Origin of the sequence: Pseudolabrys sp. FHR47 (genome assembly GCF_005153485.1) — a bacterium.
Classification (GTDB): domain Bacteria; phylum Pseudomonadota; class Alphaproteobacteria; order Rhizobiales; family Xanthobacteraceae; genus Pseudolabrys.
In genome coordinates this window covers 3,474,423-3,496,015 of the sequence record NZ_CP039740.1, presented here as the reverse complement: position 1 = coordinate 3,496,015, position 21,593 = coordinate 3,474,423, and the positions used below count along the sequence as shown (strand labels likewise).

The 21,593-nt window shown below is 64.7% G+C and carries 17 protein-coding genes; 15 read left to right on the top strand and 2 right to left on the bottom strand.

Translation table 11 applies throughout. The features are described 5' to 3' along the window. The first annotated feature begins 120 nt into the window (after nucleotides 1-120). From E8Q40_RS17095 to E8Q40_RS17080, 4 genes are all read left to right on the top strand, one after another. Nucleotides 121-1,770: an electron transfer flavoprotein-ubiquinone oxidoreductase gene (locus tag E8Q40_RS17095; RefSeq protein WP_137045683.1), complete on the top strand. Its 1,650-nt coding sequence runs from the start codon at nucleotides 121-123 to the stop codon at nucleotides 1,768-1,770. A 312-nt stretch (nucleotides 1,771-2,082) separates the two neighbouring features. Continuing rightward, nucleotides 2,083-4,140 carry a tetratricopeptide repeat protein gene (locus tag E8Q40_RS22275; protein WP_246662892.1) on the top strand — a complete coding sequence of 686 codons (2,058 nt, stop codon included), beginning with the start codon at nucleotides 2,083-2,085 and terminating at the stop codon, nucleotides 4,138-4,140. Between the two features lie 148 nt (nucleotides 4,141-4,288). After that, nucleotides 4,289-5,167 carry a 4-(cytidine 5'-diphospho)-2-C-methyl-D-erythritol kinase gene (locus tag E8Q40_RS17085; RefSeq protein WP_137045681.1) on the top strand — a complete coding sequence of 293 codons (879 nt, stop codon included), beginning with the start codon at nucleotides 4,289-4,291 and terminating at the stop codon, nucleotides 5,165-5,167. A 79-nt stretch (nucleotides 5,168-5,246) separates the two neighbouring features. Beyond that, the gene (locus E8Q40_RS17080) at nucleotides 5,247-5,543 is read left to right on the top strand and encodes a hypothetical protein (protein WP_137045680.1); all 297 of its coding nucleotides are present in this window, start codon (nucleotides 5,247-5,249) and stop codon (nucleotides 5,541-5,543) included. Nucleotides 5,544-5,558: 15 nt separating this feature from the next. On the opposite strand, the gene E8Q40_RS17075 is transcribed toward E8Q40_RS17080, so the two are convergent. Then, complete coding sequence (locus E8Q40_RS17075) at nucleotides 5,559-6,566, bottom strand: polyprenyl synthetase family protein (protein WP_137045679.1); 1,008 nt, start codon at nucleotides 6,564-6,566, stop codon at nucleotides 5,559-5,561. A gap of 127 nt (nucleotides 6,567-6,693) precedes the next feature. Between E8Q40_RS17075 and E8Q40_RS17070 the strand changes: the two genes are divergently transcribed. The 11 genes from E8Q40_RS17070 to ppdK all read left to right on the top strand — a co-directional run bounded on the left by E8Q40_RS17070 (nucleotide 6,694) and on the right by ppdK (nucleotide 20,199). Continuing rightward, on the top strand, nucleotides 6,694-7,692 hold the full coding sequence (locus E8Q40_RS17070; RefSeq protein ID WP_370455200.1) for a glycosyltransferase family 2 protein: 999 nt from the start codon (nucleotides 6,694-6,696) through the stop codon (nucleotides 7,690-7,692). A gap of 2 nt (nucleotides 7,693-7,694) precedes the next feature. Further along, a complete protein-coding gene (locus E8Q40_RS17065) occupies nucleotides 7,695-7,925 on the top strand; it encodes a DUF2007 domain-containing protein (RefSeq protein WP_137045678.1) in 231 nt (76 codons plus the stop codon). Next, complete coding sequence (locus E8Q40_RS17060; protein WP_246662891.1) at nucleotides 7,915-8,682, top strand: tRNA1(Val) (adenine(37)-N6)-methyltransferase; 768 nt, start codon at nucleotides 7,915-7,917, stop codon at nucleotides 8,680-8,682. The genes E8Q40_RS17065 and E8Q40_RS17060 overlap by 11 nt, the downstream gene beginning before the upstream one ends. A gap of 322 nt (nucleotides 8,683-9,004) precedes the next feature. Beyond that, nucleotides 9,005-9,886, top strand: a complete 882-nt coding sequence (locus tag E8Q40_RS17055; protein WP_137045676.1) for a S49 family peptidase — start codon at nucleotides 9,005-9,007, stop codon at nucleotides 9,884-9,886. A gap of 76 nt (nucleotides 9,887-9,962) precedes the next feature. After that, nucleotides 9,963-10,166 carry a hypothetical protein gene (locus E8Q40_RS17050; protein WP_137045675.1) on the top strand — a complete coding sequence of 68 codons (204 nt, stop codon included), beginning with the start codon at nucleotides 9,963-9,965 and terminating at the stop codon, nucleotides 10,164-10,166. A 300-nt stretch (nucleotides 10,167-10,466) separates the two neighbouring features. Next, nucleotides 10,467-11,396: a glycine--tRNA ligase subunit alpha gene (locus E8Q40_RS17045; RefSeq protein WP_137045674.1), complete on the top strand. Its 930-nt coding sequence runs from the start codon at nucleotides 10,467-10,469 to the stop codon at nucleotides 11,394-11,396. Between the two features lie 125 nt (nucleotides 11,397-11,521). Beyond that, the gene (locus E8Q40_RS17040; protein WP_137045673.1) at nucleotides 11,522-12,091 is read left to right on the top strand and encodes a LemA family protein; all 570 of its coding nucleotides are present in this window, start codon (nucleotides 11,522-11,524) and stop codon (nucleotides 12,089-12,091) included. Continuing rightward, entirely contained in the window at nucleotides 12,088-14,070 is a 1,983-nt protein-coding gene (locus E8Q40_RS17035) for a DUF2207 domain-containing protein (RefSeq protein WP_137045672.1), read from the top strand. The genes E8Q40_RS17040 and E8Q40_RS17035 overlap by 4 nt, the downstream gene beginning before the upstream one ends. A gap of 70 nt (nucleotides 14,071-14,140) precedes the next feature. Further along, nucleotides 14,141-16,387, top strand: coding sequence for a glycine--tRNA ligase subunit beta (glyS, locus tag E8Q40_RS17030; RefSeq protein WP_137045671.1), 2,247 nt, complete (start codon nucleotides 14,141-14,143; stop codon nucleotides 16,385-16,387). A gap of 721 nt (nucleotides 16,388-17,108) precedes the next feature. After that, a complete protein-coding gene (locus E8Q40_RS17025) occupies nucleotides 17,109-17,252 on the top strand; it encodes a DUF3096 domain-containing protein (protein ID WP_137045670.1) in 144 nt (47 codons plus the stop codon). Nucleotides 17,253-17,364: 112 nt separating this feature from the next. Beyond that, nucleotides 17,365-20,199, top strand: coding sequence for a pyruvate, phosphate dikinase (gene ppdK, locus E8Q40_RS17020; protein ID WP_137045669.1), 2,835 nt, complete (start codon nucleotides 17,365-17,367; stop codon nucleotides 20,197-20,199). Nucleotides 20,200-20,205: 6 nt separating this feature from the next. On the opposite strand, the gene E8Q40_RS17015 is transcribed toward ppdK, so the two are convergent. Beyond that, nucleotides 20,206-21,555, bottom strand: a complete 1,350-nt coding sequence (locus tag E8Q40_RS17015; RefSeq protein WP_137045668.1) for a PAS-domain containing protein — start codon at nucleotides 21,553-21,555, stop codon at nucleotides 20,206-20,208. Between the last annotated feature and the right edge of the window lie 38 nt (nucleotides 21,556-21,593).

The following is a 21,593-nucleotide window of genomic DNA, read 5'->3' as shown; positions in this document are numbered from 1 at the left end:
AATATGGCGCTCTGCCGATTGCCCACGCTGTGCAAAAATGGTCAATAGAAGCGTTATGAACTGCGTTTCGGGGGTGAGGACCGTGGTTTTCGCGCCATTCGCCCCCTTCAGGAGGCCTTGATGACCGACCTACCCGCCCGAGAGGCCATGGAATTCGACGTCGTGGTGGTGGGCGCAGGTCCCGCCGGCCTCGCCGCCGCCATCCGCCTCAAGCAGGTCAATGCCGACCTGTCCGTGGTCGTGGTCGAGAAGGGCTCCGAGGTCGGCGCGCATATCCTGTCCGGCGCGGTGATCGATCCGGCGGGGCTCGATGCCCTGCTGCCGGACTGGCGCTCCGAAGACACGCCGATCAAGACGCCGGTCGCCGACGACCGCTTCTATTTCCTGGGCCATGCCGGCTCGCTGCGCCTGCCGAATATCATGATGCCGCCGCTGATGGGCAATCACGGCAACTACATCGTCTCGCTCGGCGATGTCTGCCGCTGGCTCGGCACCAAGGCCGAAGGGCTCGGCGTCGAGATCTATCCGGGCTTCGCCGCGGCCGAGGTTCTCTATGACGACAACGGCGCAGTGGTCGGCGTTGCCACCGGCGACATGGGCATCGGCAAGAACGGCGAACCGAACGCCAACTTTACGCGCGGCATGGAGCTGCGCGCCAAGTACACATTGTTCGCCGAAGGCGCGCGCGGCAATCTCGGCAAGCAATTGCTCGCCAAATTCAATCTCGGCGAAGGCCGCGAACCCCAGAAGTTCGGCATCGGTCTCAAGGAATTGTGGCAGATCGCGCCGGAGAAGCACAAGAAGGGCCTTGTGCAACATTCATTCGGCTGGCCGCTCGATGGTTCGACCGGCGGCGGCTCGTTCCTCTATCACTTCGACGACAACCTCGTGTCTGTCGGCTTCGTGGTTCATCTCAACTACAAGAATCCGTATCTCTCGCCATTCGAGGAGTTCCAGCGCTTCAAGACGCATCCGCTGGTGCGCGACACATTCGAGGGCGGCAAGCGTTTGTCCTACGGAGCGCGCGCCTTGACCGAAGGCGGCTATCAGTCGGTGCCGAAGCTCGTTTTCCCGGGTGGCGCGCTGATCGGCTGCGACGCCGGCTTCATGAATGTGCCGCGCATCAAGGGCAGCCATAACGCCATCCTGTCCGGCATGATGGCGGCGGAAGCGGCGGCTTCGGCACTGGCCGCCGGCCGTGCGCAGGACACGCTCGACGATTACGAGAGCGGCTGGCGCAATTCGAAGATCGGCAAGGACCTCTGGCGCGTGCGCAATGCCAAGCCGCTGTGGTCCAAGTTCGGCACCTATATCGGCATCGCGCTCGGCGGTCTCGACATGTGGACCAATACGTTCGGCTTCTCGCTGTTCGGCACGCAAGGCCATGGCAAGCCGGACTACGCATCGCTGAAGCCTGCCGCCGAGTCGACGCCGATTGAGTATCCCAAGCCGGACGGCAAGATCACCTTCGATCGTCTGTCATCGGTATTCCTGTCGAACACCAATCACGAGGAAGACCAGCCGCCGCATCTCAAGGTCAAGGACATGGCCTTGCAGAAATCGTCGGAGCACGACGTGTTCGCCGGCCCGTCGACGCGCTATTGCCCGGCCGGGGTCTATGAATGGGTCGAAGAGGCGGGCAATCCGAAGTTCGTCATCAACGCGCAGAACTGCGTCCACTGCAAAACCTGCGACATCAAGGACCCGAACCAGAACATCACCTGGGTGCCGCCGGAAGGCTCGGGCGGGCCGAACTATTCGGGGATGTGAGCGAAGCGCGTCGGCCGGCGCCGGAGGTGGTGTGTTCCGGTGGCGGCAGTCCGGCATATATAGTTGTAATTGTAGCATTTTACCGTGTGCCTTGAGCGTGCAGCGGGCAGTCCGGCCGCGGTCATCTCGGTTGTGATGACGGCCACAGGGCACCGGCCATCCTGCTGCCACACCAAGGTATTCAAGCTGCGCCCCGGGACCCGGGCGTGCGACGCGGCAATTCTTGCGGTTGCGGCGCAAACGGGTCATTCTGAATCTGACCTTCGCGAGTCAGCGCGGCATTTCGCGCGATCGCCCATCGGAGCAATGCCAGTGAAATCATCGAGCCGGTTCCGGGCTGTCGCGGCGGGCGCCGCCGTTGCTGCTTTCGCGGCTGCTTCCGTCATTGCCGTACCGGCTTCGGCCACCGCCCAGGCCTCACGGCCGCCCGCGCCTAACGGCCAGATCGATCTGTCGGGGCTCACCGCGTCGGGCAGCTATCTCGCCGCCCGCCATGCCGGCCGCCAACAGGATGCGCTGGCTGCCGCCGCTTTTTATCGGGCGGCGCTGCGGCGCGACCCCAAGAACGCCGAGCTGCTCGATCGCGCTTTCGTGTCTTTATTGGTCGGCGGCGATGTCGGCGAAGCCGTGAAGTTCGCCGAGCGTATCGTCCAGACGAGCAAGACCGATCGCGCCGCCCGTCTCGTGCTGGGTGTGCATGACCTCAAGATCGGCCATTTCGCCACGGCGCGGCGCAATCTCACGCAATCGGTGCGCGGCCCGATCACGGACCTTACCGCGGCGCTGCTGTCGGCGTGGAGCTATGCCGGCGCCGGCGACGCCAAGGGCGCGGTGGCGACGATCGATCGTCTGACCGGCCCCGAATGGTATGGCATCTTCAAGGATCTGCATGCCGGCCTCATTCTCGACGCTGCCGGCGACGCCAAAGAAGCGGGCAAGCGCTTCGAGCGGGCCTACAAGCTCGATTCCTCGGCGCTGCGTGTCGTCGAGGCCTATGGCGGCTGGCTGTCGCGCAACCGGTCGGCCGAGGAAGCGCTCGCGGTCTTTACGGCTTTCGACAAGGTGCTGCCGCGTCATCCGCTCGTCGTCGAGGCGATGAGCAAGCTCAAGCCCGCCGACAATGCCAAGCCCGCCGAGTCCAAGGCCAGCGTGCCGCAGCTCGCCGCCAATCGCGTTCTGTCGCGCGGCGCGAGCGGGGCGGACGTCACTGCCCTGCAGACGCGCCTCGGTCTAGCCGCGGACGGCCGGTTCGGGGCGCAGACGGTGACCGCTTTGCGCGAATTCCAATCGCGCAACGGGCTGAAAGCCGATGGCGTCGCCGACGCCAAGACCATCGCCAAACTCAACGAAGGCGATGCGCCACGTGGCGGCACCGCCAAGGCCGGCACCATTCCGCTGATGGTCACCAATGCGCAGGCCGGCGCGGCCGAAGCGCTCTACGGCCTCGGCGCTTCGCTCGGCCGCCGCGGCGGCGAAGACCTCGGTCTCGTTTATCTCCAGCTGTCGCTGCATCTGGCCCCGCAGCACGAACTCGCGCTGCTGTCGCTCGCCGATCTCTATGAGGCGATGAAAAAGCCGGACATGGCGATCAAGATTTATGAGCGCATTCCGCACGCTTCGCCGTTGCACCGGAACGCCTCGATCCAGATGGCCGCCGATCTCGATGCGCTCGAACGCAGCGAGGAAGCGCAGAAGCGCCTTGAAGAACTGCTCAAGGACGATCCTAAGGACCTCGAGGCGACGCTCGCGCTCGGCAATCTGCTGCGCGGCCACAAGAAGTTCGCCGAATGCGGCGAGGCTTATTCGAAGGCGATCGACCTGATCGGAAAGCCGGAGAAAGCCAACTGGACCGTCTTCTATTTCCGCGGCATCTGCTACGAGCGCTCCAAGCAATGGCCGAAAGCCGAAGCCGATCTGAAGAAGGCGCTCGAGCTGTACCCGGACCAGCCGCACGTTCTCAACTATCTCGGCTATTCCTGGATCGATCAGGGCGTCAATCTCGATCAGGGCATGGAGATGATCAAAAAGGCCGTCGCGCAGCGGCCGGATGATGGCTACATCGTCGACTCGCTCGGCTGGGCCTATTACCGCCTCGGCAATTACGAGGAAGCGACCAAGGAGCTCGAGCGCGCGATCGGCTTGAAGCCCGAGGATCCGACCATCAACGATCATCTTGGCGATGCCTACTGGCGCATCGGCCGCAAGCTGGAAGCGACCTTCCAGTGGAATCACGCGCGCGATCTCAAGCCCGATCCGGAAGAACTGCCGAAGATTCTGGAAAAGCTGCGCACCGGCCTGCCGGACGAGACGACGTCGCAGGCCAATTCCTCCGAGAAGCCGGCGACGGTCAAGCCCGGCAACGGCGGGTGATGTCTTCTTGCCCCGGACGCGTTGCAGCACGAAGTGATGCGACGCTGATCCGGGGCCATTCCAAACACCGAGTGCGCTAAGGTCCCGGTTCTGCGGCGCAACGTTTCACGTTGCACCGCGCCCGGGACAAGGACGGAGCGCAGCGCTTTTGATATCAGGTCATCTCACCCAAACTGCCCGCGCCAAGATCAATCTGACGCTGCGCATTACCGGGCGGCGCACTGACGGCTATCACGAGCTTGAAAGCCTGGTCGTCTTTGCCGACATCGCCGACACGCTGACGCTCGAGCCGGCGGTGCATACGTCGCTCGACATCACCGGGCCGTTTGCCGGCGCCATCGATGCGGCGACCGACAATCTCGTCCTCAAGGCCGTCAACGCGCTCGGCGCCCTGGTGCCGGGTCTGAAAGGCGGGCGCTTCCGTCTCGATAAGCATATTCCCGTGGCCGGCGGCGTCGGTGGCGGTTCGGCCGATGCGGCGGCGGCGCTTCGTCTGCTGGCGCGTCACAACGGCATCTCATTCGATGACGCGCGATTGATGACAGCGGCTTTGCGCGTCGGCGCGGATGTGCCGGTGTGTTTCGTGTCGCATGCCTGCGTCATGACCGGCGTCGGCGAGCGGCTGTCGCCGCCGCTCGACCTGCCGGAATTGCCGGCGCTGCTGGTCAATCCGCGCGTCGGTGTATCGACGCGCGATGTCTTCGCGGCGTTGGCCAAAGCCGGCCTGCCAAAGGATGGCCGCGCTCTCGGCGATATTCCACATGACGCCGCCGGCCTGATCGAATTTCTGAAAAGCCACGGCAATGATCTCACCGCGCCTGCGCTCGCCTGCGCGCCGGTAATCGGCGAAGTGCTGACTGCGCTTGAGGCACTGCCCGGCATCCGGCTCGCACGCATGTCAGGCTCGGGCGCCACCTGCTTTGCGTTGTTCGCGACGGAAGCCGAGGCGCAGGCTGGCGAATCGCACCTTGCCGCATGGCATCCCGAGTGGTGGGCGGCCGCGACAGTTCTGAACCGGACGCCTTGAATTCCCCGCGATTGACGGGAACTGTTGCCGCCTGCCTGATTTGCCGGTACAGCGGCGGCGTTCCTAACGGAGAAATTCCATGAACTGGCGGTGGCTGGCGATTGTTGCGACAGGTCTTGCCGTGTTCGGCGCCTCGGTTACCGAACCGGCCTTCGCAGCCAAAGCCAAGAAGAAGATGAAGGTGGCCCGCTCCGTCTGTCAGGACAATTACGGCGGCCCGACCTTGCGCGGCATCTGGTTCAATGGCGAACCGCAGCCGAATGGCTGCTCGCCGGCCGTTTACTACGGCAGCCGCTATATTGGTCAGGATCCCGATCCGTTCATCCGCTTGCAGCTCATGCGCCAGCCCGAGACCGGCTACACGATCACGAAGTAGTCGCTCGCGGGGGCGTCAATACGCCCGCGCGATGCAGAACGCGACGGTCTCTTCCAGCGCCGTTTTGATCTCGCAGTCCGGTACCAGCGCCAGCGCTTCGGTGGCGATCGCGCCGTAGTGCCGGGCGCGGCCGAGCGTGTCCTCGATGGCGTGATGCTTGGTCATCAGGCCGATGGCGTGGTCGAGGTCGCCGTCCTCGATCTTGCCTTCGCCGAGCGTGCGATTCCAGAACGCGCGCTCGCTGTCCGAGCCGCGGCGGAATGACAGCACCACAGGCAGCGTAATCTTGCCCTCGCGGAAATCGTCGCCGACATTCTTGCCGAGCTTGGCCGACTTGCCGCCGTAGTCGAGCGCGTCATCGACGAGCTGGAAGGCGATGCCGAGATTCATGCCATAGGAGCGGCAGGCGGCGATCGCCGCCTTGTCGCGGCCGGCGAGCACCGGGCCGACCTCGCAGGCCGCCGCGAACAGTTCGGCGGTCTTGCCGCGGATCACGGCCATGTATTCGTCTTCGTTGGTCGCGGTGTTCTTGGCGGCGCCAAGCTGCATCACCTCGCCCTCGGCGATCACCGCGGCGGCCGACGAGAGAATGTCGAGAGCCGTGAGATTGCCGACCTCGACCATCATCTTGAAAGCCTGGCCGAGCAGGAAGTCGCCGACCAGCACGCTGGCCTCATTGCCCCACAGCATCCGCGCGGCCTGCTTGCCGCGGCGCATATCGCTCTGGTCGACGACGTCGTCGTGCAGCAGCGTCGCGGTGTGCATGAATTCCACGGCGGCGGCGAGCTTGATGTGGCCGTCGCCGCTGTAGCCGGTGAGCTGCGCCATCGCGAGCGTCAGCATCGGCCGCAGCCTTTTACCGCCCGATGAGATCAGGTGGTTGGCGACTTCGGGGATCATGGTGACGTCGGAGCCGGTGCGGTCGAGAATCGTCGCGTTGACGCGCTCCATCGCCGGGGCGAGCTGGCGGACCAGCCGCTCGATCGAGGCCTGCGGATTTTCAAAGGGGACCACAACGGCCAAGACGCATTCTCCTTGAGGCACTTAGGGCGGAATTTCCGGCCCTCGACGGCGGGCAAAGGCGAGCATAGAAACGCTGTGCTAAAGCAGCAAGACCCGCCGAGTCACGAGGTCGGGAACAGGGGCGGCAATGGACGAACGCACGAGCGGTACCGCGATGGGCGCAGAGGATACCGCGGCGCGGCAGGCCCTCCGGGTCGCCGTGCTTGTGCCCTGTTACAACGAAGCGGCGGCGGTCGCCAAGGTGGTCGCCGATTTCAGGGCGGCGCTGCCCGACGCCGTCATCTATGTCTTTGACAACAATTCATCCGATGACACCGCGGCGCTTGCGCGTGCGGCCGGGGCGGTGGTGCGCAAGGAGATGCACCAGGGCAAGGGCTTCGTGGTGCGCCGCATGTTCAGCGACGTCGAGGCCGATATCTACGTGCTGGTCGACGGCGATGCGACCTATGACGCGCCGAGCGCGCCGAAGATGATCGACCTTTTGCTGCGCGACCATCTCGACATGGTGGTCGGCCAGCGTGTCGATCAGGAGGTGGCCGCCTATCGCGCCGGCCACCGCACCGGCAACTGGCTGCTGACCACCTTCGTCGCCACCGTGTTCGGTCCGACCTTTAACGACATGCTGTCGGGCTACCGCGTGTTCTCACGCCGTTTCGTCAAATCGTTCCCGATGTTGTCGGGCGGTTTCGAGATCGAGACCGAACTGACGGTTCACGCGCTCGAACTCGGCCTTGCCGCGGCCGAAGTGAAGACGCCCTATTACGCGCGGCCTGAAGGCTCGGCGTCGAAGCTCAATACCTGGCGTGATGGTTTCCGCATCCTGTGGACCATCGTGCAACTTTACCGCAGCGAGCGGCCGTTTTCTTTCTTTGGCGCCGCCGGCGCCGTGTTGGCGCTGATCTCGATTGCGCTGGCCATCCCGATCGTCATCACCTTCCTCGAGACCCACCTGGTGCCGCGGCTGCCGACCGCCATCCTGGCGATGGGCCTGATGCTGCTCGCCTTCCTGTCGATTGCCGTCGGCCTCGTGCTCGACACCGTGTCGCGCGGCCGGCGCGAGATGAAGCTGCTCGCCTATCTCAACCACCGTGCGCCGGGAGAAGAACGGCGGAGAGCGGATCGCTGACGATGAAAGAAATCGTCCGCACCAATGACGCGGTGCTGGTCTCGGCCGTGACCGCGCTGCTCGATGGCGCCAATATCGCGCATATGGTGCTCGACCAGAATATGAGCGTGCTCGAAGGCTCGCTCGGCGTGCTGCCGCGCCGCGTGCTGGTAGCCGACGACGAACTCGATGCCGCGCGCCGGCTGCTCATGGATGCCGGGCTCGGCCATGAGCTGCGTCCCGATGACCGCTGAAACGGAAACGACAGACGACGCCGTGCTCGGCGGCCGGCTGCGGCTGCTGCAGCCCAGGCGCGGTCACCGCGTGGGTCATGACGCCATTCTGCTGGCGGCGGCGACCGGCGGGCGGCCCGGAGAAATGGCGATCGATTTTGGCGCCGGTATAGGCGGGGCGGGGCTGGCACTGGCGTGGCGGGTGCCGGGCCTGCGCGTGACCTTGGTCGAGATCGATCCGGCGCTGGCCGCACTGGCGCGCGAGAATGCCGGCCGCAATGGCATGGGCGAGCGCGTTCAGGTCATCGCCGGCAATGTCGAAGACGTCGCGGCGCTCGGCTTGGCGCAGGCAAGCGCCGACCGCGTCCTCATGAATCCACCGTTCAACGATCCGGCGAGCCAGCAGAGTTCGCCCGATGCCGGACGGCGTCTGGCGCATGTCGCGGACGGCGATCTGCTGGCGCGCTGGCTGGCGAGCGCGGCCTGGGTGCTGAAGCCGCGCGGCACAGTGACGCTGATCTGGCGTGCGGCGGTGCGCGATGCCGTGCTGGTGGCACTGGCGCCGGTTTTCGGCAACATTACCGTGATGGAAGTCAGGCCGCGGCTGGAGGCCGAGGCTATCCGTATCCTGGTGCGGGCCGTCAAAGGTGGAGCAGGGCGGCTGCCGGACCTGGGGCCTCTCGTCCTCAATGACGATGCAGGCAAGCCGTCCGCGGCCGCCGAGGCCGTGTTACGCGAGGCCATGCCGCTGGCACTGGCCGGGCAGGACGCTGGCTAGCGGCGGAAGGCGCCGCGGATCTGCTGGCGAACACGGTCGAATATGCCGTCGCCGTAGGACGACAGGGTCAGGATCGCGCCGATCAACAGAAACAGAATGGTGAGCTTCGGGTCCATTTGTCGCTTCCTTGTTCTCCCCCGAACACAGCCAAGATAGGGTCGCCTACTGCAGTGCACAAATCATCATATCGTAAATAAAGTGCAAGTTTTTGTGATATCCGCCTGGGTTGCTGCGGCCGTTTGCTGCGCTGCACCTATTCGGATACCGGTCACCCGGCCGCGCCATCTTTGACGAGGCGGCCCTGGACCGACTAACTCAGGCCATGGCCTCGCTCGTCGAAACCCTGCTCGCGCCCCTCAACGCCCTGATCCCGGCGCGGTTCCGCTCGGACATCCCTGTCGTGCCGGTGGTTCGGCTGTCCGGTATGATCGGTGTGACCACGCCGCTGCGGCCGGGCCTGACCCTGGCGGGGCTGACGCGCACGCTCGACCGCGCCTTTGCGGTGCCCCGCGCGCGTGCCGTCGCACTGGTGATCAATTCGCCGGGCGGCTCGCCGACCCAGTCGCACCTGATCTTCCGCCGCATCCGCCAGCTCGCCGAGGAAAAGGACATCCCGGTGCTGGCCTTCATCGAGGATGCCGGCGCCTCGGGCGGCTACATGCTGGCCTGTGCCGCGGACGAGATCATCTGCGACGACTACTCGATCGTCGGCTCGATCGGCGTCATCGGCGGCTCCTTCGGATTTCAGGAACTGATGAAGAAGATTGGCGTCGAGCGGCGCATCTATACGGCCGGCGAGCGCAAGGCGATGCTCGATCCGTTCCGCGAGGAAAATCCCGAAGACGTTGCGCGCATCAAGGCGATCCAGGCCGACATCCATGCCCGCTTCATCGAGCTGGTGAAGAAGCGCCGCGGGACCAAGCTCAAAGGCGACGACAAGGTGTTGTTCTCCGGTGAGTTCTGGACCGCCGACAAGGCCATCGATCTCGGCCTCGCCGATGGCCGCGGCGAACTGCGATCGGTTTTGCGCGAGCGCTATGGCGACAAGGTGCGCACGCCGGTCATCGCCACCGAGCGCGGCTTCCTCGGCCGCCGGCTGATGGGCGCGCGCTTGTCCGACATGGTGCGCGGCCGCGGCGGTTTCGCCGACGATGTCCTCACCGCGCTGGAAGAGCGCGCCTTATGGTCGCGTTACGGATTGTAAATGTTGCGGGGCGCTTTCCGTCGCGAAATCGCCCAGATTGATCGGGACCATCCCCGCACTGACGCAAGGAGCCGACATGCCCGCGATTCTGTTTTCGCCTCTGGTGAAGTGGACGCTTGCCGCCATGGGCGGCGCTATGGTCGTGCAATGGGCGGTGAAGGAAGCTCGCCGCATCAACGACGAACTCGAGGCGCAGCGCCGCGTGCGGGTGCGCGTCACCGATCGCGAAGCACGGCCGACGCTGCGGCGCGATCCCGCGACCGGCGAGTACCGACTTTAAGGGTCGATTGAGGATAAGGGTAAGCGCGGCCCGGCTAACGAGCCGTGCGGTGATCGCCTGTCACAAGAGCACCCAGAAACAGCGCCAACAGTCCCATTCCAATGAGCTGAAACGCCAACATTCTATTCCCTGTTCTCTTGCCCGCCATCTAACTGGGTTTTTAACGCTTCAGTTTCAAGATCGCCTAAAGTCGATCGTTACAAGTGTCTCGACTTGACCCACCCGGGGGCCGCCGATAGGGTCCGGCCGCCATTAGCCTTTAAAATCAGTAACAAAACGACCGTCCGAGCCGAACGTTCCATGTCCGCCGCGCCAGCCAATCTCGATCCGTCGCGCTCGTTTCAGGGCCTGATCCTGGCGCTGCAGCAGTTCTGGGCGGGGCAGGGCTGCGTCATTCTCCAGCCCTACGACATGGAAGTCGGCGCCGGCACCTTTCACCCGGCCACCACCTTGCGCGCGCTCGGGCCCAAGCCCTGGAACGCCGCCTATGTGCAGCCCTCGCGCCGGCCGAAGGACGGCCGCTATGGCGAGAACCCGAACCGGCTGCAGCACTACTACCAATTCCAGGTGATCCTGAAGCCGTCGCCGCCGAACATCCAGCAGCTCTATCTCGACTCGCTCAAGGTGATCGGCATCGCGTCCGATCTGCACGACATCCGTTTCGTCGAGGACGACTGGGAAAGCCCGACGTTAGGGGCCTGGGGTCTCGGCTGGGAATGTTGGTGCGACGGCATGGAAGTGTCGCAGTTCACCTACTTTCAGCAAGTCGCCGGCGTCGAATGCGCGCCGGTCGCCGGCGAACTCACTTACGGTCTCGAACGCCTCGCCATGTATGTGCAGGGCGTCGACCGCGTCTATGATCTGAATTTCAACGGTCTCGACGGCGACAGGAAGGTCACCTACGGCGACGTCTTCCTGCAGGCCGAGCGCGAATATTCCAAACACAATTTCGAAGTCGCCGACACTGGCATGCTGTTCGAGCAGTTCAAGATGGCCGAGCAAGCCTGCAAGAAGTATCTCGACGCCGGTTACAACGACGATCGTTCGAAGCATGCGATGGCGCTGCCGGCCTACGACCAGTGCATCAAGGCCTCGCACGTCTTCAATCTGCTCGACGCCCGCGGCGTGATCTCGGTCACCGAACGGCAGAGCTACATTCTGCGCGTGCGCGAACTCGCCAAGGCCTGCGGCGAAGCGTGGCTGATGACCGAAGCCGGCGGGGCTGGCTAGAGCTTCTCAACGCTGTAAGCTATCGAGATGATGTGATCGGCAACACAGACGGTGTTGGCGAGACGATCATGATGGCACTGGACTCCACTTCCGATCGTTTTAGGGGAGGGTGAAGAGAAACGGCCATGCTCACCTGGATCATCCTCACCGCCGTCGCGGCCGCCGCCATCGCGGCCATCGTTCTCTTCAACCGGCTGGTGCGCGCGCGCCAGATGGCGAACGAGGCGTGGAGCGGCATTGATGTGCAGCTCAAGCGCCGCGCCGAACTGGTGCCGAATCTCGTCGAGACCGTGAAGGGTTACGCCGCGCACGAACGCGGCGTGCTCGAAGATGTCATCAGGCTGCGCAGCCAGGCGGGCGCGCTGCCGCGCGACGACATTACCGGTCGCGCGCAGACCGAAGGCGCGCTCACACTGGCGCTCGGCAAGCTGATGGCGCTCGCCGAGAACTATCCCGACCTCAAAGCCAGCCGCAATTTCCTGGACCTGCAGCAGCAACTCGCGACGCTGGAGAACGAATTGCAGATGGCGCGGCGCTATTACAACGGCGCGGTGCGCAACCAGAATGTGCTGGTGCAGTCGTTCCCGTCGAATGTCGTCGCCGGCCTGTTCGGCTTCGGCGAAAGGCCGTTCTTTGAGATCGGCAACGACGCCGAGCGCGCGGCGCCGCAGGTTGCGCTGGGCACGCGGTCATGAGGTGGCTCCGCGCCATCGCGGCGGCCGGTGCGCTGGCGCTGGTCGCGTCCTTGGCGATGGCCGGGGCGAGTTTCGCCGCCGAAGTCATCCAGAAATTCGACTCGATCGTGCAGCTCGCCAAGGACGGCACGCTGACCGTTACCGAAACCGTGCGCGTGCGTGCGGAGGGCCGCAACATCCGGCGTGGCATTTATCGCGATTTCCCGATGACCTTCACGGATGCGGCCGGCCGCGAACGCGAGGTCGAGTTTCAATTGCTGGATGTCACCCGCGACGGCAAGCCCGAACCGCACTTCACCGAACGCAAGCAGCGCTTCGTCCGCATCTATGCCGGCGACAAGGATGTGCTGCTTTCGACCGGCGAGCATACTTATGTCTTTCGTTACAAGACCGGCCGCCAGGTGCGGTGGTTCGATGGCCAGCCCGAGCTGAACTGGAATGTCACCGGCAATTTCTGGAATTTTCCGATTCTCTCCGCGACCTACCGGCTGGAGCTGTCCGGTGGTGCGCGGCCGGCAAAATGGACCGCCTATACGGGCCCGCGCGGTGAGTTCGGCAAGGACTGGCGCGGCCAGATCGACAATGCCGGCGTCTTGACGGTTGCGACGACCCGCGTGTTAAACGCGGGCGAAGGTCTCACCGTTGTCGCCGCGCTCCCCGACGGTGCCGTGGCGCCGCCGGGCCGCGATGCGGAGCTCTGGTATCTGTTCTACGACAACCGGCACTGGATTCTGAGCGGTGCCGGCTTTCTGGCGGTGCTGATCTATTACGTGATGGCGTGGCGTGCGGTCGGCCGCGATCCGCGCGGCGGCGTCATCATTCCGCTGTTTTATCCGCCGCAAGGTGTGTCGCCCGCGCTCGCCAATTACATCGACAGATGGGGCTTCGGCCGCAATCGCTGGCGCGCTTTCACGGCCGCTGCTTTGTCGCTCGCGGTGCGTGGGCTCATCACCTTCGACCAGAACGACGACAAGCTCATCCTGAAATTCAAGGCCGATGCACCGGCGGGAACGACACTGCCGCCGGGCGAGCAGGTCATCCTCGACTGGGTGAAAGGGCAGGGCGTCAGCGCCGTGATCGACAAGGCGCATGGGACCGCCGTCGCCAAGGCCGGCAACCTGTTCGTCAGCAAGATCGAAAGTGAGAGCAAGGATCGCTTTTTCCGCCGCAATCTCGGCTATGCGATCGCTGGGATCGCGATGACGGTCGCGGTCATCATCGGCGTGCTGATTATCGGCGGTTTGCAGGACGATGACATCGGCGTCCTCGCCTTGCTGGCGTTCGGCAGTTTCTTTCTGGGCATGTTCATCGTGCCGGTGACGATGGCGCTGTTTGGCGGCGGCCGCAGCCACGTTCTCATTCGAACCGTGATGTCGCTCGCCGTCCTCGGCATCATGGTGTCTTTGGCAGCTAACGTTTTGCGGTCAGTCATTCCGGGTGAGATCGGCGAGGCCTTGCCGGCGATCGGCGCCTTCATCGCGGCCTATCCGTTTTCTTTCGTGCTGCTGTCGGCTTTCACCGCGCTCAATGGTTTGTTCTTTTACCTGTTGCGGGCGCCGACCGAGCTCGGGCGTCCGATCATGGATCAGCTCGCAGGGCTCAAGCTCTATCTCGAAACCGCAGAGGCCGACCGGCTCAACATGCAGGCGCCGGAAATTACTGCCGAGCGTTTTGAGGCGCTGCTGCCTTACGCGGTCGCGCTCTATGTGGAAAAGCCATGGTCGGACGCCTTCGCGGCCGCTTTGCGCCGGGCGCACCCCGATGAGCCCGATCCCATGACGCATTATCGGCCGGGCTGGGGCAGCGGCGGCACGAACTGGTCCGGGGCGGCCTTCGGCAGCGCCGTGGCCGCGACCGTCGGCAGCGTCTCCAGCGCGCTCGCCAGCGCCGTGCCGGCGTCGTCCGGCTCATCCGGTTTTTCAGGCGGCGGCGGGGGATCGGGCGGCGGCGGCGGTGGCGGCGGGGGCGGCGGCTGGTAGCGCCCCGGGTGACATCAGCGGCCGCACTTGCTAGGCAGTCGCCGCGCATTCCCCCCTTGAATTGATCGCCATGCCCGACCTTCTGCTCGAATTGTTCTCCGAAGAAATCCCCGCGCGGATGCAGGCGCGGGCGGCCGATGACCTCAAGAAGATGGTCACCGACCGGCTGGTCGCGGCTGGCCTCGTCTATGAGGGCGCCAAGGCCTTCGCCACGCCGCGGCGCCTGGCGCTGACCGTGCAGGGCGTGCCGGCGCGCCAGCCCGACCTCAAGGAAGAGCGCAAAGGCCCGAAAGTGGGGGCGCCTGAGCAGGCGATCGCCGGCTTCATGAAGGCCGCGGGCCTCACCTCGATCGATCAGGCCAAGGTGCAGGCCGACAAGAAGGGCGACTTCTACGTCGCCATCACCGAGAAGAAGGGCCGCGACGCCGTCGAGGTGATCGCCGAGATGATTCCGGAAATTGTGCGCGCTTTCCCGTGGCCGAAGTCGATGCGCTGGGGCGCGGATTCGGCGAAGCCCGGCGCGCTGACCTGGGTGCGGCCGCTGCATTCCATCATCGCCACCTTCGGTCCCGAGACCGAGGAACCGACTGTGCTGCCGTTCGACATCGACGGCATCAAGGGCGGCAACGAAACCCGCGGCCATCGCTTCATGGCGCCGAGCGCTTTCAAAGTGCGCCGCTTCGACGATTACGTCGCGTCGCTGGAGAAGGCCAAGGTCGTGCTCGATCCGGCGCGGCGCATGGACATCATCCGCACCGATGCGAAGAACCTCGCTTTCGCGCAGGGCCACGAACTGGTGGAGGACGAAGGGCTGACCGCGGAAGTCGCCGGCCTTGTCGAATGGCCGGTGCCGCTGATGGGCTCCTTCGACAAGGACTTTCTCAACATTCCGGGCGAAGTCATCCGCTCGACCATCCGCGCCAACCAGAAATGCTTCGTGCTGCGCGATCCGTCGTCAGCCAGGCTGGTCAATAAATTCATCCTCGTCGCCAATATCGAGGCGACCGATGGCGGCAAGGCGATCGTCGCCGGCAATGAGCGCGTCATCCGCGCGCGTTTGTCCGATGCCAAGTTCTTCTACGAGACCGATCTGAGGACGAAGCTCGAAGATCGGCTGCCGAAATTCGAAAGCATCGTGTTTCACGAGAAGCTCGGCACCCAGGCCGAACGCATCGCGCGCATCGTTTCGCTCGCCGGGCAGCTTGCGCCCGTGGTTGGCGCCGATGCGGCCAAGGCCGAGCGCGCCGCGCAGCTCTGCAAGGCCGACCTGCTCACCGAAGTGGTCGGCGAATTCCCCGAGTTGCAGGGCCTGATGGGCCGCTACTACGCCGAGGCGCAGAACGAGGACGAAGCGGTCGCGCATGCGATCGAGGATCACTACCGGCCGAAGGGCCCTGACGATCTGGTGCCATCCGACCCGGTATCGATCGCCGTCGCGCTCGCCGACAAGATCGACACGCTGGTCGGCTTCTGGTCGATCGATGAAAAGCCGACCGGCTCGAAAGACCCCTATGCGCTGCGCCGTGCGGCGCTTGGGCTCATCCGTATCATCATCGACAATCAGTTGCGCTTGCCGCTGCGCCGCCTGCTGTGGCGTCACTTCGGCGCGGTGGCGCGCGACGAGGCTTTGGCTCAAGCGTTTGCGGTGCTGCATCCGATCCATGACGATATCGCCGCCATCGGTGCGGCCGATGTCGAGCTGGCGATGAAGCTCGAAGTGCTGGTCTCGGCCAAGGAGCGCAGCGTCGCCGCGCCGAAGCTGATCGAGGCGCATTCCTTCGTCACGCCGACGCGCGATCTCATTGCCTTCTTCGCCGACCGTCTCAAGGTGCAGTTGCGCGAACAGGGCGCGCGGCATGATCTCGTTGACGCCGTGTTCGCCCTTGAAGGCCAGGACGATCTGTTGATGGTCGTGCGCCGTGTCGAGGCGCTCGGCCAATTCCTCGAGACCGATGACGGCAAGAACCTGCTGGCCGGCGTCAAGCGCGCCTCGAATATCTTGCGCATCGAGGAGAAGAAGGACGGCAAGTCTTACGCCGGCGCCGTCGATGCCGCGCTGCTCAAGGAAGCGGAAGAGAAGGCGCTCGCTCATCACATTCGGTTCTTGAGCTCGCCTTTAAAGGCAGCGATTGAAAACGAGAACTTCCAAGAGGCGATGTCGCTCTTGGCTACGCTCCGTCCTCTGGTCGATGCCTTCTTCGACAAGGTCACGGTGAACGCTGACGACAAGGCGGTGCGCGCCAACCGCCTGACCTTGCTCAATGAAATCCGCGAAGCCACGCGAGCGGTAGCGGACTTCTCGCGGATCGAGGGGTAGCTCTTCTTCCTTCCCCTCTCCCCTTGAGGGAGAGGGTGCCAAGCCGCCTTGGCGGCGAGGCGGGAGAGGGGTCAGTGCCAGACGAGATGCCGACCCCTCTCCCGGCTCACTCACTTCGTTCGTTCGCCACCCTCTCCCACAAGGGGAGAGGGGAAGGGGAGTTTGTCTCGGGCGCCCAGAAAATAGTCCTTGCCTATTATTCCTAGCAGGACTATAAGCAATCTCGTCCTGTTCCGGCCGGGGGCGCTGTCATGAGGCGTCGTTTCAGTGGGAACAGGGCGCGGTGCCCGCGGGTTTGAGGAAACGCACCTCAAGCGCTCGGGCGGCGACGGGGCTCCGCCCGGAGGCACTATGACCTCCTGCAAGGAGCTTGCTGATGGTGAGCGCTACCTGCTGAAAGGCAGATCAGCCGCCAGAAGCGCGGCCCGTCACTGTGAAGACACCGCGATGGAGCGCCGCGGGGCGCAGGTGTCCCTTCGCAAGGGATGCCTCGCACCCCCAAGGTGCGATCCACGAAGGGCGCCTCGCGGCGCTCCATCCCCTCGGCGTTTTCCGAGGGTGGAAGAGGACGGCAGGCCGCCCCGGGCCTTCAAGAACAGGGGCGATGACGCGCGTCCGCCCGGTCTCAACGAGGTGTGGATGGCCGTACGATTGGGAACCCGGCGCGGTTTCATCCGTTTTAGGTTCCGTTCCTCCTGCACCGCAAAAAGGACTTTCCTCCATGACCATCAGCATCGCCAATTTGCAGCCCATCGTCGCCATTCTCGCCGGCATTCTCATCCTGATCATGCCGCGACTCCTGAACTATATCGTCGCCGCCTACCTGATCATCGTCGGCTTGATCGGCCTCGGTATCTTCCGCTAGGCCTAAAAACCTGTCGGTACCGGGGCTTTACGGGCTTGCGCTGCAGCATTCGGCGTGATTTGACGGCCCCCGGGTTCCATTCCCTCCCCAGTTCCAGGATCAGATCTCCGAGATGGCGAAACGCAAGGCTCCGCGCGCCGGCGCGAAATCCAAGAAATCGGCCCCGAAAAAGGCTGCGGCCAAGGTGACCAAAAAGGCGGTGGCCAAGAAGACCGCCGCTAAGGTCGCAAAGGCACCGGTAAAGGCCAAGGCCGCGCCGGCGGCCACGAAAGGGAAGTGGGTCTACGCCTTCGGCGGCGGCAAGGCCGAGGGCAAGTCGGAGATGAAGAATCTCCTTGGCGGCAAGGGCGCCAATCTCGCCGAAATGGCCAATCTGGGCCTGCCGGTCCCCCCCGGCTTCACCATCACCACCGAGGTCTGCACCTACTATTACGCCAATGGCGAGAAATATCCGGCGGCGCTCAAGGATCAGGTCGAGAAGGCGCTCACCCAGGTCGGCAAGATCACCGGCAAGGTATTCGGCGATCGCGTCAACCCGCTGCTGGTATCGGTGCGCTCCGGCGCCCGCGCCTCGATGCCGGGCATGATGGACACCGTGCTCAATCTTGGCCTCAACGACCAGACGGTCGAGGCGCTGGCGGCGAAGTCCGGCGACCGCCGTTTCGCGTTCGACAGCTACCGTCGCTTCATCACCATGTATTCCGATGTCGTGCTTGGCGTCGGTCACGAGCATTTCGAGGAGATCCTCGACATGCATAAGGAGAAGCAGGGCTACTCGCTCGATACCGATTTGACCGCCGACGATTGGGCGCAGCTGGTCGAGCGCTACAAGGCGCGCGTCAAGGAAGAGCTCGGCCGCGACTTCCCGCAGAATCCGCACGAGCAGCTCTGGGGCGCGATCGGCGCCGTGTTCGGTTCGTGGATGAACCAGCGCGCCAAGACCTATCGCCGCCTGCATTCGATTCCGGAAAGCTGGGGCACCGCGGTCAACGTGCAGGCCATGGTGTTCGGCAATATGGGCGATACCTCGGCGACCGGCGTTGCCTTCACGCGCAATCCGTCGACCGGCGAGAAGAAGCTCTACGGCGAGTTCCTCATCAACGCGCAGGGCGAGGACGTCGTCGCCGGCATCCGCACGCCGCAGGAAATCTCCGAGGCCGCGCGCAAGGAAGCCGGCTCCGACAAGCCATCGATGGAGATGGCGCTGCCCGAGGCCTACAAGGAACTGACGCGCTTCTACAACAAGCTCGAGAAGCACTACCGCGACATGCAGGACCTCGAGTTCACGGTCGAGCAGGGCAAGTTGTGGATGCTGCAGACCCGCAGTGGCAAGCGCACCGCGAAGGCGTCGCTGCGCATCGCGGTTGAACTGGCCAATGAAGGCCTGATCTCGAAGAACGAAGCGGTGCTGCGCGTCGACCCGCTGTCGCTCGATCAGTTGCTACATCCGACGCTCGATCCCAAGGCGCATCGCCACGTGCTGGCGACGGGCCTGCCGGCCTCGCCCGGCGCGGCGTCGGGCGAGATCGTGTTCTCGTCCGATGAAGCCGCGCAGCTCAAGGCCGACGGCCACAAGGTCGTGCTGGTGCGCGTCGAGACCTCGCCGGAAGACATTCACGGCATGCACGCCGCCGAAGGCATTCTGACGACGCGCGGCGGCATGACTTCGCACGCCGCCGTCGTGGCGCGCGGCATGGGCAAGCCCTGCGTTTCCGGCGCCGGTTCGATCCGCGTCGACTACGCGGCCGGCACCATGACCGCCGGCGGCAAGACCTTCCGGAAAGGCGATAACATCACCATCGACGGCTCCACTGGCCAGGTGCTGGAAGGCCGCGTAAGCATGATCGAACCGCAATTGTCCGGCGAGTTCGCCACCTTGATCGGCTGGGCCGACAAGGTGCGCAAGCTCGGCGTCCGCGCCAATGCCGACACGCCGAACGATGCCAAGGCGGCGATCCGCTTCGGCGCCGAAGGCATCGGCCTGTGCCGCACCGAGCACATGTTCTTCGACGAGGAGCGCATTCAGGCGGTGCGTGAAATGATCCTCGCCGACGAGGAGAAGGCGCGCCGCGCCGCGCTCGCCAAGCTGCTGCCGATGCAGCGCGGCGACTTTGTCGAGCTGTTCGAGATCATGGATGGCCGCCCGGTCACCATCCGTCTGCTCGATCCGCCGCTGCACGAATTCCTGCCGCATGGCGACGAGGAAATCGCCGAGGTTGCCGCCGCCATGGGCGTCGACGCGCGCAAGATCGCCGATCGCGCGAAGGAACTCGCCGAGTTCAACCCGATGCTCGGCTTCCGTGGCTGCCGCATCGCCATCGCCTATCCGGAAATCGCCGAGATGCAGGCGCGCGCTATTTTCGAGGCCGCGGCCGACGTCGCCAAGCGCACCGGCAAGAAGGTGGTGCCGGAAGTCATGGTGCCGCTGATCGCCACCAAGGCCGAACTTGATCTGGTCAAGGCGCGCATCGACGCTATGGCCCAGGCGGTCGAGAAGGAGAAGGGCGTCAAGCTCACTTACGACGTCGGCACGATGATCGAACTGCCGCGCGCTGCGCTGATGGCCGGCGAGATCGCCGAGTCGGCCGAGTTCTTCTCCTTCGGCACCAACGATCTGACGCAGACGACCTTCGGCATTTCGCGCGACGACGCCGCGAGCTTCCTCGGCATCTACACCGCGCGCGGCATCTTGCCGGCCGACCCGTTCGTGTCGATCGATCAGCAGGGCGTCGGCGAACTCGTGAAGATTGGCGTCGAGCGCGGCCGCAAGGTGCGGCCGAAGCTGAAGGTCGGCATCTGCGGCGAGCACGGCGGCGATCCGTCGTCGGTGGCATTCTGCCACGAGGCCAAGCTCGATTACGTGTCGTGCTCGCCGTTCCGCGTGCCGATCGCGCGGTTGGCCGCGGCGCAGGCCGCGCTCGGCAAGGCCGCGGCGAGCCAGGCGTAAGCGGAGCTACGCCGCCACCTTCTTGAGGAAGTCCTCGACCTCAAGCCGGAGGTTGCCGACCGCGCCTTCCACGCTCTGTGAGGTGGCGCGGACGATTTCCGCCGAGGCACGGGTCTCGCCGGCGGCCGCCGCCACTTCGCCGGTCACCTGAACGACATGGCCGGAGCCTTGCGCCGCGGCGGCGACGTTCTGCGAAATCTCGTCGGTCGCCGCGCTCTGCTGCTCGACCGCGGCGGCCACCGCCACGGTGTATCGATTGATCTCGCCCATGCGCTCGGCGATGTTGCGGATCGCCTCGATGGCCCCGCCGGTCGAGTTCTGCACGGCGAGGATATGGCCGGCGATGTCTTCGGTCGCCTTCGCGGTCTGCACCGCCAGCGACTTGACCTCCGATGCCACGACGGCAAAGCCGCGGCCCGCTTCGCCGGCACGCGCCGCTTCGATCGTGGCATTGAGCGCCAGCAGGTTGGTCTGCCCGGCGATGTCGCCGATCAGCTTGATTACGTCCCCGATTTTTTGTGCGCCGTCGGCGAGTTGGCCGATCTCGTTGTCGGTGGCGCGCGCTTCCTCGGTCGCCAGCTTTACGATCGAGCTGGCGTGGCTCAATTGTTGGCTGATTTCTCCGATAGACTGCGACAGTTGCTCGGCGGCGATGGCTGCCGTTTCGACATTGGCGCTGGCCTCGTTAAAGGCCTGCGCGGCGGTGTCGGCGCATTGCGCGGTCTTGTCGGAAGCCTCAAACAGGGCATCGGCGGTGGAACGCATCGCGGCCGCTCCGTCGCTGACGCGTAGCAGCAGGTTTTCCGCAGCCGGACGGAAAGTGGCGATGGCGCTGTCGATGACGGTGCGCCGCCGCTCAGTGTCGCGGCTCGCGGCGCGCTCAAGCTCGGCATTGCGCTGTTCGGTGACGTCTTCGTGCGTCGAGACCCATCCGCCGCTGGCCAACGGTTCGTCCTTGGCCAGTACGATGCGGCCGTCCTTGGCCGGCACATAGGCGCCGAGTTCGCTGCGCGTGCGGACACGCTCGAAGATGCCGGCGCAGTATTCGTCGATGTTCCCCGTGAACAGCCCGGTCTGCTTTCGGTGCACGATCAGGTCGCGGAGCGGTAGCCCCGGCTTCACGACATCCGGCGACAGCCGGTACATCTCGAGATAGCGGCGATTGCTGAGAACGACACGGCCGCGACTGTCAAACATGCACAGGCCTTGCGACATGTTATCGAGGCCGACTGACAGATGCTGATACTGCGCGTGCTGTCGCCGGTAGACGATAATGGCAACGATCAGAAGGACAAGGCTGAGCTGGGCGAGCACCGCCTGGCCGCCAAGAGTCGTGAGTAAAGATAGGAGTTCCATGGCGCCCCGTGATGACCCATCCGGTATCGTATTCTGCC

Coding starts and splice junctions, on each gene's coding strand:
- ppdK (WP_137045669.1), top strand. CDS start 17,365: ATGGCGAAACGCAAGGCTCCGCGCGCCGGCGCGAAATCCAAGAAATCG.
- E8Q40_RS17015 (WP_137045668.1), bottom strand. CDS start 21,555: ATGGAACTCCTATCTTTACTCACGACTCTTGGCGGCCAGGCGGTGCTC.
- E8Q40_RS17035 (WP_137045672.1), top strand. CDS start 12,088: ATGAGGTGGCTCCGCGCCATCGCGGCGGCCGGTGCGCTGGCGCTGGTC.
- E8Q40_RS17065 (WP_137045678.1), top strand. CDS start 7,695: ATGAAAGAAATCGTCCGCACCAATGACGCGGTGCTGGTCTCGGCCGTG.
- E8Q40_RS17050 (WP_137045675.1), top strand. CDS start 9,963: ATGCCCGCGATTCTGTTTTCGCCTCTGGTGAAGTGGACGCTTGCCGCC.
- E8Q40_RS17095 (WP_137045683.1), top strand. CDS start 121: ATGACCGACCTACCCGCCCGAGAGGCCATGGAATTCGACGTCGTGGTG.
- E8Q40_RS17080 (WP_137045680.1), top strand. CDS start 5,247: ATGAACTGGCGGTGGCTGGCGATTGTTGCGACAGGTCTTGCCGTGTTC.
- glyS (WP_137045671.1), top strand. CDS start 14,141: ATGCCCGACCTTCTGCTCGAATTGTTCTCCGAAGAAATCCCCGCGCGG.
- E8Q40_RS17040 (WP_137045673.1), top strand. CDS start 11,522: ATGCTCACCTGGATCATCCTCACCGCCGTCGCGGCCGCCGCCATCGCG.
- E8Q40_RS17055 (WP_137045676.1), top strand. CDS start 9,005: ATGGCCTCGCTCGTCGAAACCCTGCTCGCGCCCCTCAACGCCCTGATC.
- E8Q40_RS17060 (WP_246662891.1), top strand. CDS start 7,915: ATGACCGCTGAAACGGAAACGACAGACGACGCCGTGCTCGGCGGCCGG.
- E8Q40_RS17025 (WP_137045670.1), top strand. CDS start 17,109: ATGACCATCAGCATCGCCAATTTGCAGCCCATCGTCGCCATTCTCGCC.
- E8Q40_RS17070 (WP_370455200.1), top strand. CDS start 6,694: ATGGACGAACGCACGAGCGGTACCGCGATGGGCGCAGAGGATACCGCG.
- E8Q40_RS17045 (WP_137045674.1), top strand. CDS start 10,467: ATGTCCGCCGCGCCAGCCAATCTCGATCCGTCGCGCTCGTTTCAGGGC.